The sequence below is a fragment of the Paenibacillus tepidiphilus genome, assembly GCF_008635795.1.
Lineage (GTDB): Bacteria > Bacillota > Bacilli > Paenibacillales > Paenibacillaceae > Paenibacillus_AQ > Paenibacillus_AQ tepidiphilus.
On sequence record NZ_VWRQ01000006.1, the window covers coordinates 204,832 to 220,472 of the forward strand.

The following is a 15,641-nucleotide window of genomic DNA, read 5'->3' on the forward strand; positions in this document are numbered from 1 at the left end:
CTTATTTCAAGCCCATCTGCGACATGAAATCCACTTTATTGGCGTTCGCATACCATTCATTGACTTCCTTGGTGATCTGCTCGCCGCCTTTGTCATGCCATTGCTTGACGAAATCATCATAGGCCTCCAGCGGCTCGTCGCTGTAGATGATCTTCGTAAAGACTTCTTTCTCCATTGTCGTCAATTGGGCCCAGGAATTCTGCATCGTCTTGGTCGGCGGGCCATTAAAGGCGCTCGGCAGCAGCGCATCGCTGTTCTCATAGGAAATGACATAGCCTTCCTTCATTGTCTGATCGAGAGCGTTAGAGCGCATCAGCACGCCGTTGTCCGGAGAAGCGCCGTTTGCGAGATCATAGTACGATTTGCCCGCACCGTCTACGCTTGGCGTATTCTTGGTAAATGCCATCTTACCGACGCCCTGGACCTCCGTAAGCGGCTTATTGAACTGGGTCGGATCAAAGGTCACTTCTTCGTTCACAATGTCGTAGTCGTAGCCTTGCGCGTAGCCGTATTTGAAATCGCCGGTGCCGAACGCAGCATCATAGAGCTTGTCATAGTAGAGGAAGAAGGCCTCCATGTTGCTGAAATCCTTGTTGAACATGAACACGCCGTCGTTAAGCTGGCCGCTCTGATATGTTTTGTCGCCGCTGACGCCATTGATCGTCGGATACACCTTGATGACCGCGCCGTCCACGTTCTTCTCTACATCCTTGACGCTGCCGTACAGCCATGGCCGGCCGACGATGATGCCCGCTTTGCCCTCAGTGAAGTCCGCCAGCGCATCCCATGCGCCCTGGGTCGCCAGCTCCTTGTTCAGATAGCCCTTCGTATACCAGTCACGCAGCTTCGCCAGCGCCTCCTTGTTGCCCTCGGCCACTGAGCCGTACGACAAGGTGCCGTTCTCTTCAAGCCATGAACCCGGCAGATGCTTGCCCGTGTATGCGCTGAAGATCATGACCGGATCACTGACCCAGCCGGTGTTGTAGGAGTCCTTGCCCGAGAATGTAAAGCCGTATGTGTCCGGCTTACCGTTACCGTCAGGGTCCTGCTCCGTAAAGGCGGCAATAACCTGCTCGAATTCTTCGATCGTGGTCGGCGCCTTCAGGCTCAGCTTGTCGAGCCAGTCCTGGCGGATCAGCATCACTTCGCCCTCTGTCAGGTTGGGGGCAATGGCCATCCCGTATACTTTGCCGTCGTTTACCACCGGATTGAAGGTCGTCGGAAACTGCTTGTAAATCTCCTTCAGGCGCTCAGGCATGTATTTATTGATATCTTCGCCGATTTCCTTCACCTGGCCGGACTGAATCAGGTCGCTCGCCAGCGCAGTATCATAGACCGGCACGACATCGGGCAGCTTCTCGGAGCCGGTCAGTGCCAGACGCAGCTTGGTATTATATTGGCTGGCATCGCCGCCGAGCAGAGTGGTCTGGATATCAATGCCCAAATTCTCCTTGCCCCAGCGGGTCAGCACGTTGTCGTTCAGGCTTTCGCCTTCCATATATTTGCCCGCGTTCTCATCCTGTTGCTTGGCAATAGTGATAGTAATTGGGGGATCATATTTCCCATCCTTCAGGGTAGCCTGCGCTGCGGAGCTTCCCTCCGTCTTTGCGTCATTCCCGCCGCAGCCGGCCAGCAGTCCGGATAACAGGATCATAGCGGATATAGCGATGCTTGCTCTTTTCATGATAGTCTCCCCTTTGCTATTGTGGTTTGAATTTATTCCTTAACGGCACCCAGCACAATCCCCTTCACAAAATACCGCTGCAGAAAAGGATATACGAGAATGATCGGCAGGGTGGAGATAAATATCTGTGCAGCCTTGAGACTTTTTTCGGATAATGCGGCCGCTTCCGAGGCGCTCAGTGCCATACTTTGCGCATTGCTCTGGACGACCACCGTCTGCAGGAATGAAGCCAGCGGATATTGATTGGTATCGGACATGTATAGAATACCATCAAACCAGGAGTTCCAATGACCGACCATAATGAAGAGCCCGACCGTCGCCAGCCCCGGAAGCGAGAGCGGCAGGTAGATTTTACGGAAAATCCCGAAAAAGCTCGCCCCGTCGATAAACGCAGCCTCCTCCAGCGCCTTGGGAATCGTCTTGAAGAAATTCATGATCAGGATCAGGTTATATGCCCCGAAGGCGCCGGGCAGGACGAGCGACCAGAGCGTATCCTTAAGCCCAAGGGTAGTGACCAGGATATAAGAGGGAATCAATCCGCCTGAAAAAAGCATCGTGAACACGAAAATCCACATCAGCGCATTGCGCCCGCGAAAATCCTTCGAAAGCGCATAGCCTGCCGTCGTAATGACAAACATGCTGATGGCTGTTCCGAGTACGGTCCGTGTGACAGAAATCAGCATGGAGCCGGTGAAATTGGAGTTACTGAATGTTTTGCGGTACGAATCGGTGTTGAATTCGACCGGCCAGAAGGTGACCAGATTACCGTTGACCGCCGATTTGCTGCTGAAGGACTGGGCGAGCAGATGGAGCAGGGGCAGAAAGCAGGACAAGGCGACCAGAATCAGAAAGATATAGTTGAATACGGCGAATACTTTGTAGCCTCCGGTTTTGTGGTACATGTTCCTCCCCCTTCTAGAAGATTTTATAATTGGCCAGCTTGTAGGCGATGCGGTAAGAGATCACGATCAGAACCAGGCTGATCCCTGATTTGAACAGGCCGACTGCCGTCCCGAAGCCGTATTGGCCGTTCAGCAGTGAGGAACGGTACACATACGTGTCGATAATATCTCCGGTGCTGTACACCAGCGGGTTATACAGGTTGAAGATTTGATCGAACCCGGCGTCGAGAATACTGCCGAGACTCAGTGTGGCGATGACAATAATCATGGGCAGCATGCTGGGCAATGTCACGTGGCGAATTTGCTGCCGCCGGGTAGCACCGTCGATTTCAGCCGCCTCGTAGTAGGATGGATCGATTCCCGTAATCGTGGCCAGGTAGACGATCATGCTGAAGCCGAAGTTCTTCCACAGATCACTGATAATAACCGTAGGCCTGAACAATTCCGGGTCCCCCAGGAAGAAGATCGGCTTCGTTCCGAACACGCTGCCGAGAAAATGATTGATGCCCCCGTCCAGTCCCAGAATGTCGATCATCATACCGGCCACCGTGACCCAGGACAGGAAGTGCGGCAGATAGACCAGCGTCTGAATACTCTTCTTCACGCCGACGTTACGGATCTCGCTAAGGAGAATCGCCATAAAGATCGGGACAATGATACCGATTACAATTTTACAGACCGCAATGATAAGGGTGTTAATGATGGCCTGCGTCGACTCTTCATACTGGAAGATCCGTGCGAAATTATCCATTCCGATCCACGCTGAACCCGTCATCCCCAGCCACGGCTTATAATCCTGAAAGGCCATGACCAGCCCGGCCATCGGACCGTAAGCAAAGATCAGCACGAAGACAAGCGCGGGCAGACACATCAGGTACAGCGGCCAGCTTTTGCGGATTTCCTTGCCCCATGGATTGCGGAGCGGCTTCTCCAGCTTCTCCGGTTTCTCCTTCTTCTCCGGTTTCTCCCGGGCGGCGGGGTTCCCAAGTAGTTGCGCCATATTTCTTTCCCCCTTTTCTCCAAGAAGCGATTTCCTCTTTCACAAATAATCGTAGCAAAAGCGTTTCCACGCCGAAATGTCAATTTCTCAACATCATGGCCATAACCTTAACCATTTTAGATAACGCTTTCATTTTTCGTTGCGGAGCGCTTTTTCTTTTTACCTTGATGACTTATGATAAGACTACAGGATGGGAGGGAACCGGCAGCATGATTCGAAAAATGAATATGAAGCGCTTTATCTATTTCTTCGTCTTTTTCCTGCTGCTTACGCTCAGCCTCTTCTTCGTCATGAACATGTTAAGCTCGCAAACACTGCAAAAAAGCCTGATCAGCGCCTCGCGCAATCAGATTTCCTATGCTGAAGGCATTCTGCAGGATGCCGTGGCCGAAGCCGCCATGTACGGCATTCAGTTCACCGCCGATGATTCCATCCGGCTCTATCAGAACCGGATTCTCGATATGAACAATTATGACGCGCAAATGAGCAAGAACGCCATCCGCGATAAACTGGGAAGCACGCTGATCTCCAGCCGGACCGTGGACGCTCTCGCGATTTATTGGCTGACCGATGAAACCTTGATCACGACCAACTCCGGTCTTCTGTCCGAGGAGCATTTCCAGGATGTAACCGCGCGGGGCTGGAAGGTGATCGGCAGCAATTTATATTATTTCTCGGTCTACCCCTACATTCATCCGCCTATGAACCCGGCTAATTTCCAGTATGTCGTCGGAGTGCGGCTGAAGCCCGATTATATGGTCAGTCTGCTGCAAAAAGCGGTGAACGGCGACAATTCTGACGCCTTCTTCCTTGTCGGCGGAGAGCAGGTCATCCGCAACCGGGCCGTGGATGGACGAATTGTGGCCAAAGCGCGCGAAACGCTCGTTCGCGATCCCGCTCAAGTGAAGCAGTTCAATTACCGGGCCGGCCGGGATGAGTATTATATCCTGTCCAAGTACATCGAACCTGTCGACACTTATCTGATCACCTACACGCGGATGAATGACTTCCTGACTCCGCTTGAACAGAGCCGTCAGGTGTTCTTCGTCAGCATCCTGGCCGTCCTGTTGATCGGTCTGGTAGTGATCGGGGTGTTCTACCGTAATTTCTACCGGAACGTTCAGCTGCTCGGCAAGAAATTCCGCCAGGTCGAGGAAGGCAATCATAACACCCGGATCAGCGAGAATACCGGTAACGAATTTCAGAGCCTGTTCATCAGCTTCAACCACATGGTCACCAACATTCAGACGCTGTTCACCTCGCTGAAGACGGAGACCGAGCTGCGGCGGGATGCTGAGTTCAAGCAGCTGCAGGCTCAGATTAACCCGCATTTTCTGTACAACAACCTGTTCTTTATTATGACCGTAGCGCAGAGCTCGCCCGACGCCGTCATGCGAATGAGCAAGCATATGGCTGAATACTACCGCTATATCACCCGGCTGGACCGTGCGGAAATTACGCTGTCGTCCGAGCTTGAACTGGCCGACCACTATCTCAATATTATGGCCCTGACCAAGCAGATTACGTACAGCATCGACCTGGCTCCGGAGCTTGCCGCAAGGCCGATCATGCCGCTAATTATCCAGCCGCTGGTCGAGAATGCGATCCAGCACGGGATTGAAGAGCAGCAGGGCGCCCACCGGATCTCTATAGAGGTTAAGGCGCTGGAGACCGGAGCGCTGCTGACTGTAGCCGACGACGGCAAGGGGCTGACTCCCGAAGAGCTGCACCGCCTCAGCGTAAAGATCGAAAGCCCGCAGCCGCCCGGGGGCAGCCGGGGCGTCGGGCTCTGGAATGTGAACCGGCGCCTCAGGAATGCCTATGGCCCGCTCAGCGGTCTCCGGCTGTTCACCAACCATTGGGGCGGCTTGTCCGTCATGGCCTATATCGAATTTGCGGAACCCGAAGGAGGACATCATGAAGCTGCTGATCGTTGACGATGGACATTATATCGTAGAGTATCTGAAGCATCTGCTCGACTGGAGCAAATACGGCGTGACCCATCTGGAGACGATGATCAATTCGGTCCAGGCGAGACAGCGGCTCGCAGCGGGCGATGTCGATCTCCTGATCACGGACATCCGCATGCCCGAGGTGTCGGGCATTGACCTGCTCCGGTATATCAGCGAACAGGAGCTCAAGACGAAGACCATCATCCTCTCCGGCTATTCGCAGTTCGACTACGCGCAGAACGCCATCCGGCTGGGAGCGCTCGATTACCTGCTGAAGCCCGTGGATAAGGATGACATGGAGAAGGCGATGAAGCAGGCTTTTATGTGTATCGGGAAGGAACAGCGGCTGACGGGCGGGGAAGAAGGCTCAGGTTCGGGGGAGGCTGTTGCTGCCGGGCAAGGAGAGCCGGAGCCGCCGGGCAATCAGGCGGACGGGGCAGCTGCAGGCCAGGCCAAAATATGTAATGCGGAGCTCGTCCGCAGCATTCATACCTATATCTCCGAGCATCTGGGCGACACGCTGTCCCTGGACGATCTCGGCAAAGCGGTTCACCTGCATCCCGTCTACCTCTCCAGGCTGTATAAGCAGGAGACAGGCGAGAATCTGTCGGGCTATATTACGCTGAAACGGCTCGAACGGGCCGCCAAACTGCTTACCGACTCGCGGCTGCATGTGCTGGACATCGCCCAGATGGTCGGCTACCGCAAGCCGCAGTATTTCATCAAGCTGTTCAAGGAGCAGTACGGCACCACTCCTTATCAATACCGGCGGCAAAGCGTCCGGTAGCTCTGTTCCGCTGCCGTTCAGGCCGGGCGTGCGCCCGATGGGCCATAGCCCGCCGTGCGGGCTGCTCCAGCGGGCGGTGGACCGCAGCCCTTCCCTAAGCATCTATTGTATTTCATACAACGGATGAACCGAAACCAAAGTGGCACAGGTGATCTGCTGCATCTCGCGCAGCAGAATTCCATGAACAAGACGTAAATTCACTATTCGCCCGAAGTCTGTTGAACATCATACAATCAAGCGCCCGGTTTAAGTCACAATCGCCTCAGCCCTTCCCGGTCCACTTCGCAAAGAGAGCGTCCACCTTGCTTGAAATGGTCCTCTCCGCCACCCGTACCAGGCGCCCGTCCTTCACAGCGGACCTGCCGCCGACTATCACATCCGCGATCGCTCCCGGCTGCATCGCATAGACCATATTGGCAAGCAGCTCGCTCTTCGGCGCGAGCGACAGATCGCCGAGGTCCAGCGCTGCGAAATCGGCATAGGCCCCGGCCTCCAGCATGCCGGCCGGCAGCCGCAGCAGCTCCCCGCCCCGCCGGGTGCCCATCTCGTAGACCTGCGGCGCCGTAATGCAGGTGCCGTCCAGACGGGCTACCTTCTGCAGCAGCGAGCACATCCGCATCTCCTCATACACGCTGATCCGGTTATTGCTGCAGGCTCCGTCTGTCCCGAGCGCAATCTGCACGCCCGCCTGCAGCAGGTCGGGGATACGCGTGATGCCGTCGGCCAGCATCATATTACTGGAGGGGCAATAAGCCAGCTTACAGCCCCGCTGGCCCAGCAGCGCAATTTCGGAGTCGTCCAGCCAGACCAGATGGATCGCGATCACCCGTTCATCCAGCACCCCGAGTGAATCCAGGTAATGCACCGGACGCAGACCGTAATCCCGCAGCGTCTCCTCCACCTCAAACGGCTCCTCCGCGACGTGGATATGGAAAGGGGTATCCAGCTCCTGCGCCAGCCGGTGGCCCGCCTGAATCATGGCCGGCGAGGCGGCATGCGGGCTGTGCGGGGCCGGATGCACGCTGACCAGCGGGTGGCCCTGATATTTGACCGCGAGTCTCCGGGTCCGGTCCACCGCCTCCGGCACGCTCTCGCGGTAAGCCGCCGGAGCACCGGCCCAGTCATACATCGTGCTGGCGAACACCAGACGGATGCCGACCTCACCGGCGGCGCGGATAACTGCTTCATCGTTCTCCGTGCTTCCGTTATGGATATAGAAGAAATCGCAGACCGTCGTTACGCCGTATTTAAGCATTTCGCCAAAAGCCAGCAGCGCACCGGTATAGACGGCTTCGGCATCCATCCGCGCGGTATAGCGGTACAGCGCCTCGCTGCGCCATTCCAGAAACGGCCGGTCAACGGCGATGCCCCGCAGCAGGCTTTGAAAAGAATGGTTGTGGGCGTTCACCGTGCCGGGCACGATGGCTTTGCCGGACCAGTCCACGATTTCCGCTCCCGGGGATTCCCGCAGCAGCTCAGCGCCCAGTCCGGTCCTGACGATCCTGTCTCCCCGCACGAGCACTGCGCCGCCCGGCAGGAAGCGGCCCCCGGTGTACAGCAGGTCCGCCGTATAGATTTGCTCCATTGTCGTCCTCCTCTCAATGCCCCCTTCCGCCAGAGCCTATAGGGGTCAAGCGATATACAATGCACCGTTTCGCAATGCGGAGAAAACCCGGCCCCCGCACACTGCCAGGAAGCAGCGGCCCAGCCTGTCTTCTGTGCGGCAGGCTGGGCCGCAACCTGCTAGCTGCAGGGCGGGCGCTTCCAGTCCCCGCTCACGGCAAGCAGAACCATGACGCCGCCGCTTGCTGTAAGCGGCGGGCCTTAGGAGGGCTATCCGGTGCCCGTTCCCGCCTGCCGGTCCAGCTCACGGTCCAGCGCCAGCACTCCGCGCAGCAGCACATTTGCAGCCTGGACGATATCCCCGTCCCGGCTTTGCTCCTCCGGACAGTGGCTTTTGCCGCCGAGACTCGGCACGAACAGCATGCCCGAGCGGGTTACCGCAGCCATATGGGCCGCATCATGTCCGGCCATACTGCCGAGCAGGAAGGATCGGATGCCCAGCCCATCAGCCGCATCCAGCAGGCAGCCGGTCAGCTCGCGGTCCAGCGGGACCGGGTGCTGGTCCAGCAGCAGCCTGCGTCCCAGCTTGCAATGTCTGCGCTGCACAATATGGGAAGCCTGGTTCTTCCAGTCGTCCAGCACCTCCTGAATCTCCGCCCGCGTCTTGCCTCGGATCTCCAGATGAAAAACAACCCTGCCCGGGACGATATTGGCTGCATTCGGGCTGTTCGCGATCATACCGACCGTTCCCACCGTCTCTGCCGCCGGATGGCTGCGGCAGGCGGTCTCCAGGGCCAGCATCAGTTCCGCAGCGGCAGCCAGTGCATCCCGGCGGTCCTCCATCAGCGTTGTTCCGGCATGATTGGCTTCGCCGTATACGGCAACCTCCTCACGGTAGATCCCCGTCACAGCCGTAACAATGCCCACCGGGATATCCCGCCTCAAGAGGCGCAGCCCCTGCTCGATATGAACCTCCAGGTAAGCGGAAAGGGTCCCCGGGGCGAGAACCGCTTCTGTAAGCCGCGCAAGGTCACCGCCGGAGCGCCGCAGGGCTTCGCCTAGCGTCAGCCCGTTTCCGTCGCTTGCGCCGGCGAGATCCTCCGGCTTCAGCTTCCCGGCCGCAGCCCGGCTGCCGAAGGTGGACAGCCCGAACGGGTTCGGCTCCTCGGCGCTGAAGGAAACAACCTGCAGCGGATGGCGCACCGGCACACCCTGCTCAGCAAGCGTCCGCACCACTTCCAGTGCGGTCAGCACGCCGAGGGCACCGTCGTACCTGCCGCCACTCGGCACCGTGTCGAGATGGGAGCCCATGGCGATGGCCGGCAGCTCCGGCTCCGTGCCGGCCAGGGTGCCCCAAATATTTGCCGCTGCATCCACTCTGATATCCAGGCCAATGGCCCGCAGGCGTTCCTTTAGCCATTCCCGGGCCGCAAGCTCGGCGGGCGTAAAGGCCGTCCGGTCCAGCCCTCCGCCGGGTCCGCGGCCGATCTTGCCCAGCTCCTCCAGCTCCAGCAGCAGCCGCTCCGGCTTGATGCGGTAATCCTTCATTCTGAACCCTCCATTTCATATAGGTTCCTGCCGCGCTCGAGAAGCCCGCCGGAGAAGCACTGCTATCCACTTCCCACCGGGTCTGCTTCCTAGCGGAACGCTGCTATGCCATCGCCTGCTGCTTTGCCCACTGTCGCCCTAGCCTATCGTCAAATACTCCAGGGCCATGCAACATCTTTCCAGAACCGGAGCGTTCTCACTCCCCCTGGACCAGCACCCCTCCGCTTACCACGACCCTGCCCTTTTTGATGACGGTATGGACGAGGTTCATCCCGTAGTGGTACTGCAGCTTGCGGTAATTATCCGCCGCGAACAGGGTCAGGTCAGCCTGCTTTCCCGGACGCAGGCTGCCGATCTGCTTCTCCCTGCCGATAGCGCAGGCAGCATTGAACGTGCTTGCCGTCAGCGCCTCAGCCGGTGTCATCCGCATGGTCAGGCAGGCGGCGTTCATAATGAACGGCATGGAGACCGTTGGCGAGGAGCCCGGATTGCAGTCGGTGGACAGCGCCACGGCCACGCCTTCGGCAATCATCGCCCGGGCATCGGCGGCCTGCTCCATCAGGAACAGCGCGGTGCCCGGCAGCAGCACGGCAACCGTCCCGCTCTGCGCAAGCCGGGCCCGGTCCTCCGGCGACGTCTTCAGCAGATGCTCTGCCGATACGGCGCCGACCCGCGCCGCCAGCCCGGCGCCGCCGAAGCCGGCGGCGATTTCATCGGCATGCACCTTCAGCCGGAAGCCGAGCGCTGCCGCAGCCCGCAGAATGCGCTCACTCTGCGCCAGGTCGAAGACGCCGCGTTCGCAGAACACATCGCAATATTCCGCCAGTCCGGCGGCGGCTACGGCGGGCAGCATCTCTTCAACAACCTGCCGGACATAGCCGTCCGTATTGCCATGAAAGCTTGGCGGAACAGCATGCGCCCCCATGAAGGTGGAGACAACATCGATGGCATGGCGTTCATCCAGCCGCCGCGCTACCCGCAGCTGCTTCAGCTCTGCCTCCGGCGTGAGGCCGTATCCGCTCTTGGCCTCCAGCGTAGTAACGCCGTGCAGCAGGAACTGGTTCAGCCGGGCGTAAGCCTCAGCGAACAGCTCATCCTCCGCAGCCTCCGCTGTGCGGCGGGCCGTGCTCAGGATACCGCCGCCCCGCTGCAGAATCTGGAGATACGTATCCCCCTGCAGCCGCTGCTCCAGCTCTTCTTCCCGGCTTCCGGCATAGACCAGATGCGTATGCGGGTCCACCAGACCGGGTGTCACCACCATCCCGCGCGCATCCACCGTCTCCGTCTCCCCGCTGCAGCCGCCAAGGAACTCAAGGGCCTCCTCATCGGCTCCGGCGAAGACAATCTCCCCGTCGCGGGCGATTATACTGCCGCCCCTGATAATCCCGAGCTGCGACATCGCCTCACCGGTGCGCGGCCCGTTATCTCCGGTGCGCAGCCGCTCCTCTCCCTCCAATGTGACCAGTTCCCCGGCCGCTTTTACGTAGAGCAGCTTTCCCATGGTCTCAAGCCTCCCTGTTTCAGAACAGTCCGGGAATACGGATTCCCTTTTCCTTCGCCGTGCGCACCGCCGCTTCATAACCGGCGTCCGCATGCCGGACCACGCCCATGCCGGGATCGGTCGTCAGCACCCGGGCAAGCCGCTTGGCCGCAGCAGGGGTTCCGTCGGCAACCACGACCATTCCCGCGTGCAGCGAATAACCCATGCCTACGCCGCCGCCATGGTGGAGCGACACCCAGCTCGCTCCGGCGGCCGTGTTCAGCAGCGCATTCAGAATCGGCCAATCCGCAACGGCGTCGCTCCCGTCCTGCATGGCCTCCGTCTCGCGGTTGGGCGAAGCGACCGAGCCCGCATCGAGATGGTCGCGCCCGATGACGACGGGCGCACTCAGCTCGCCCGAAGCGACCATCTCATTGATGATCGCACCGAATCTGGCCCGCTCGCCGTAGCCGAGCCAGCATATCCTTGCGGGGAGGCCCTGGAAAGCAATTTTGGCCCGGGCCAGCCGAATCCAGTTGCAGAGCCGCTCATTGTCTGCGAATTCGCGCAGAATAACCTCATCCGTCTTGTAGATATCCTGCGGATCGCCGGAGAGCGCCACCCAGCGGAACGGCCCCCGGCCTTCGCAGAACTGCGGCCGGATATACGCCGGTACGAATCCGGGGAAGTCAAAGGCCGCCTTCACCCCTTCGTCATAGGCTGCCTGGCGGATATTGTTGCCGTAGTCGAAGACGACCGCCCCGCGGCGGCGCAGCTCCAGCATCGCTTCCACATGCGCCGCGATGGAGCGGCGGGCCTGCCGGATATATTCCTCCGGCCGGCCCGCCCGCAGCGCAGCCCCTTCCTCCAGCGTCAGTCCCGCCGGCAGATAGCCGTGCAGCGGATCATGCGCCGAGGTCTGGTCGGTCACGATGTCCGGCAGCACGCCGAGCCGGACCAGTTCGGGCAGCAGCTCCGCCGCATTGCCCGCCAGCCCGACCGAGAGCGCCCGGCCCTCTGCCTTCGCCGCACCGGCCAAGGCCAGCGCCTCCGGCAGGCTTTCGGCCAGCCGGTCGCAGTACCCGGTCGCGAGCCGCTTCTCAATGCGCGAGCGGTCCACATCGATGGCGATGACGGCTCCGCCCGCCATTGTTACAGCCAGCGGCTGTGCGCCGCCCATGCCGCCCAGCCCGGCGGTCACCGTAAACGTGCCCCGCAGCGAGCCGCCGAAATGACGGCGGGCGATTTCGGCGAAGGTCTCGTACGTGCCCTGCACAATGCCCTGGCTGCCGATGTAAATCCAGCTCCCGGCTGTCATCTGGCCGTACATCATGAGCCCCTTGCGGTCAAGCTCACGGAAGGTGTCCCAATTCGCCCAGGCCGGTACCAGATTGGAGTTGGCCAGCAGCACACGCGGCGCGTCCGGTGTCGTACGGAAGACGGCGACCGCCTTGCCGGACTGGATCAGCAGCGTCTCATCCTCTTCCAGTTCCTTCAGCGCGGCAACAATATGATCGTAAGCGTCCCAGTTGCGGGCCGCTTTGCCGGTGCCGCCGTAGACGATCAGTTGTCCGGGATGCTCCGCCACCCCGGGATCAAGATTGTTCATCAGCATCCGCAGCGCCGCCTCCTGGACCCAGCCCTTGGTGTGCAGCTGTGTTCCCCGCGGAGCGCGGATGTCCGTATGTCTGTCCGTCAAGGCTACCTCCTCCTTCTGGCTACGTTTCATTCATAAAGCTATACTTCCTCCATAAACAAACCGGACGGACCCTTCCGGAACGCCTCCGCCAGCCGTCCGATGTCCCCGCTTAAAGAACGGTCCCGGTCCAGCGGCGGGACCAGTGAACGTATGGCCGTGTACAGACGGTGTGTACGCGGAGCGAGCAGCTCTGTCCCCCTGTATTCCGCCGCCTGCGCCGCACAGATCGCTTCAATCGCCAGCACCTTGCAGGCGTTGCCGACAATCGCTGCCGCATGGCGGGCGGCAGTGGTACCCATGCTGACATGATCCTCCTGATTCCCGGAGGAAGGAATGGAGTCGACGCTCGCCGGATGAGCCAGCGTCTTGTTCTCCGACACCAGCGAAGCGGCCACATACTGCGGAATCATCATCCCCGATTCCAGTCCGGGCCGGGGACTGAGGAATGGCGGCAGATCGTTCAGCTGCGGGTTAACGAGCCGCTCGATCCGCCGCTCCGAGATGCCGGCCAGCTCGGCGGCAGCGATGCCGAGGAAATCCATGGCGAAAGCGATGGGCTCGCCATGGAAATTCCCTCCCGAGAGGATGCTGCCGGAATCCGCGAACACCAGCGGATTGTCGGTGGCGGCATTCATCTCGATCAGCAGCTTCTCGCGCACGTAGCCGAGCACCTGCCGCACCGCGCCGTGCACCTGCGGGATGCAGCGCAGCGAGTACGCGTCCTGGATGCGCAGCTCGCCCGGCGCGGTCACCAGGCGGCTGCCGGCCAGCAGCTCCAGCAGCCCGGCCGCGACCAGCCGCTGCTCGGGATAAGGCCGGACAGCATGCGTTTCCGGCCGGAAGGCAGCGGCTACGCCGCGCAGCGCTTCAAACGTCAGCGCGGCGACGCCGTCCGCGAGCTGTGCCAGCCGCGACGCCTCCAGATAAGCCTGCACTCCGATGGCTGTCATCGCCTGCGTGCCGTTGATCAGGGCCAGCCCCTCCTTGGCCCGCAGCGTGACGGGCTTAAGCCCGGCCCGGCGCAGCGCGCGCAGCCCCGGCAATACCCTCCCTTTATACGATGCTTCGCCCTCGCCGATCAGAAACAGCGCGAGATGGGACAACGGAGCCAAATCGCCGCTTGCCCCAAGCGAGCCCTGGGAAGGAATGACCGGGGTAACGCCCGCATTCAGCATATCAACAAGCAGCTGCAGCAGCTCCGGGGTCACCCCGGAGAAGCCCTTGGCGAGTGCATTGGCCCGCAGCAGCAGCATCGTGCGGGCGACCGGCTCGGCAAGCGGCTCGCCTACGCCGCAGGCATGGCTGCGGATCAGGTGCAGCTGCAGCTCCTCCACCTCCCCGGAGGGGATAAATGTGTCGCTGAATTTGCCGAACCCGGTAGTTATCCCGTACACCGGCTGTTCCTGGGCTACGATGGCATCGACCACGTTCCGCGAGGCGGCGGCGCGCGTCCAGACCTCGGGAGCCAGCTCCACCCGTTCACTGCCGCCAATCACCCGCGCGATCTGCTCGGGCGTCAGCGAATTTCCATCCAGTTGAAGCATAGAAGCAACCCCTCCCTGATTCTTCTCACGTTCTTCATCTTCTTCACGCGCTTCACGCTCTTCTAGTCCTTGACCAATTCAAATTTCAGGGTATAAGTCTTTAATTCTCCCCTAGCTTGCTCGGATATAAAGTGCCATTGCACCGATTTCTGAGCCTGGTTTCGTTTCACTTCCCGCGCAGTCACTTCTTGCTGGAGCCGTTCTATGCAAGTGGCGATTATGAAAACTTTAAGATACTGTCCTCCTTTTCGTTAGGTTAGCTTGGTTTGTGAATTATGGTCGATTTTTCAACTACGTTTGTCCTGTCTACCTTCACTGCAGCCCATTGTGGTCGATTTTTCGACTACAATAGGATTAATTAGCCTGACTGTGCTGTTTGTCGGCCTGTTAACGGGATAGGGATGTAGGTGCGGGCGTATCAAGCCTTACTCGCAAATAGATGGTGTATAGCTACAATTTGATGCGGTCAAGGTACTAGTCCTTCACCCATCAAAAGCATCCTCCGGCCACCGTAAGGCTCTTCGCGTGCCCCTCCCGGTTCAACACAAAAAGGAGCCGCGCCGAAACAAGCATCCGCCTGTTTCCGGTCGCAGCCCCCTGATCGACTAATAACTATGGGCTATACGGGTCCGGGTATCCTGTTCATCCTCCACTGCATTTACACATGGTTATAGCCGAAGCCGATTGCCTCGTGCTCGAAGCCTTTTTTGGGCGCTCCAATGGTCCCGTAAATACACACTGCCATCCAATCGCTTAGATAGCCGGCCACGTTTACCGCCCCTCTGGCGACGCAGAAGGTGAGCCCCACCGTGCGCAGGATCTCGCCGAACTGCAGCGTACCCCGCCCGACACCCTGCACCGCTTCGAGTGTGGCATGATACAGTGCATGGACTTCCCGGTAATCGTCCGGGTTGATGACGCCGCCCGCCTTGGCCGCCGTCTCAATTGCCGCAATCACCTTAACCAGCTCCATGGAGCCCACTCTTCCGGTGATATACCGGTAATTTCGGCGGTCCATTTCCGCGCGGATAACCGCTTCCTCGCTATGCTGCTGCATCAAGGCCAGCAGAGCGGCCAGCTTTCCGAGCGGATACCGCGTTTCATTAGCATATTCCGTTCCGCCCGAAGCGTTCACCGGCTGTACCTTCCTTCACTGGAGTCGCAAGCAGGACTGCCTCATAATCCATCCTTTTTGATAACAATTTATGACTGCCCGCCGGCAATAATACCGCAGACCTGCACCTTTCAGCCGCCCGCCGGCAGAATACTTTTTCCCATTGACAGAATATCCTTATCAAAGTAAATTATAGAATAATTAAATAAGATAACCACTAGGGGAGCCTGAATGGGCTGAGACGGGAAAATTGCATTTCCGGACCCTTGAACCTGATCTGGGTTATACCAGCGTAGGAAAGTGGAGAGGAACTTCTGTTTGTGTATGGCTCCTGCCAATCATGGATGAAGCCGCTCCATTTGGGGCGG

At 59.3% G+C, this 15,641-nt stretch carries 11 protein-coding genes and 1 riboswitch; of the genes, 2 read left to right on the forward strand and 9 right to left on the reverse strand.

Annotated elements, in window-relative coordinates; translation table 11 throughout:
• Position 1: 1 nt before the first annotated feature.
• From F1379_RS10260 to F1379_RS10270, 3 genes are read right to left on the reverse strand one after another with little or no spacing between them, the layout of a single operon-like run.
• Positions 2-1,684, reverse strand: coding sequence for an extracellular solute-binding protein (locus tag F1379_RS10260; protein WP_150269109.1), 1,683 nt, complete (start codon positions 1,682-1,684; stop codon positions 2-4).
• A gap of 32 nt (positions 1,685-1,716) precedes the next feature.
• Positions 1,717-2,586 (reverse strand): carbohydrate ABC transporter permease, encoded by an 870-nt coding sequence (locus F1379_RS10265; RefSeq protein ID WP_150269112.1) that lies wholly within the window; start codon positions 2,584-2,586, stop codon positions 1,717-1,719.
• Between the two features lie 13 nt (positions 2,587-2,599).
• On the reverse strand, positions 2,600-3,457 hold the full coding sequence (locus tag F1379_RS10270) for an ABC transporter permease (protein WP_239004629.1): 858 nt from the start codon (positions 3,455-3,457) through the stop codon (positions 2,600-2,602).
• A 338-nt stretch (positions 3,458-3,795) separates the two neighbouring features.
• Between F1379_RS10270 and F1379_RS10275 the strand changes: the two genes are divergently transcribed.
• Together F1379_RS10275 and F1379_RS10280 are read left to right on the forward strand one after the other, a co-directional pair.
• Complete coding sequence (locus F1379_RS10275; protein WP_150269116.1) at positions 3,796-5,523, forward strand: sensor histidine kinase; 1,728 nt, start codon at positions 3,796-3,798, stop codon at positions 5,521-5,523.
• Entirely contained in the window at positions 5,504-6,325 is an 822-nt protein-coding gene (locus tag F1379_RS10280; protein ID WP_162551117.1) for a response regulator transcription factor, read from the forward strand. The genes F1379_RS10275 and F1379_RS10280 overlap by 20 nt, the downstream gene beginning before the upstream one ends.
• A gap of 262 nt (positions 6,326-6,587) precedes the next feature.
• Here F1379_RS10280 and F1379_RS10285 read toward each other — a convergent pair whose 3' ends face one another.
• The 6 genes from F1379_RS10285 to F1379_RS10310 all read right to left on the reverse strand — a co-directional run bounded on the left by F1379_RS10285 (position 6,588) and on the right by F1379_RS10310 (position 15,294).
• Complete coding sequence (locus F1379_RS10285) at positions 6,588-7,910, reverse strand: amidohydrolase family protein (protein ID WP_150269120.1); 1,323 nt, start codon at positions 7,908-7,910, stop codon at positions 6,588-6,590.
• A gap of 248 nt (positions 7,911-8,158) precedes the next feature.
• Complete coding sequence (locus tag F1379_RS10290; protein ID WP_150269122.1) at positions 8,159-9,436, reverse strand: allantoate amidohydrolase; 1,278 nt, start codon at positions 9,434-9,436, stop codon at positions 8,159-8,161.
• A 196-nt stretch (positions 9,437-9,632) separates the two neighbouring features.
• Positions 9,633-10,937 carry an imidazolonepropionase gene (gene hutI / locus F1379_RS10295; protein ID WP_150269124.1) on the reverse strand — a complete coding sequence of 435 codons (1,305 nt, stop codon included), beginning with the start codon at positions 10,935-10,937 and terminating at the stop codon, positions 9,633-9,635.
• Positions 10,938-10,956: 19 nt separating this feature from the next.
• Positions 10,957-12,615 (reverse strand): urocanate hydratase, encoded by a 1,659-nt coding sequence (gene hutU, locus F1379_RS10300; RefSeq protein ID WP_239004619.1) that lies wholly within the window; start codon positions 12,613-12,615, stop codon positions 10,957-10,959.
• A 38-nt stretch (positions 12,616-12,653) separates the two neighbouring features.
• Positions 12,654-14,159, reverse strand: a complete 1,506-nt coding sequence (gene hutH / locus F1379_RS10305; RefSeq protein ID WP_150269128.1) for a histidine ammonia-lyase — start codon at positions 14,157-14,159, stop codon at positions 12,654-12,656.
• Between the two features lie 658 nt (positions 14,160-14,817).
• A complete protein-coding gene (locus F1379_RS10310) occupies positions 14,818-15,294 on the reverse strand; it encodes a HutP family protein (RefSeq protein WP_275262310.1) in 477 nt (158 codons plus the stop codon).
• Between the two features lie 188 nt (positions 15,295-15,482).
• Positions 15,483-15,589, forward strand: a riboswitch (TPP riboswitch).
• Positions 15,590-15,641: the final 52 nt, after the last annotated feature.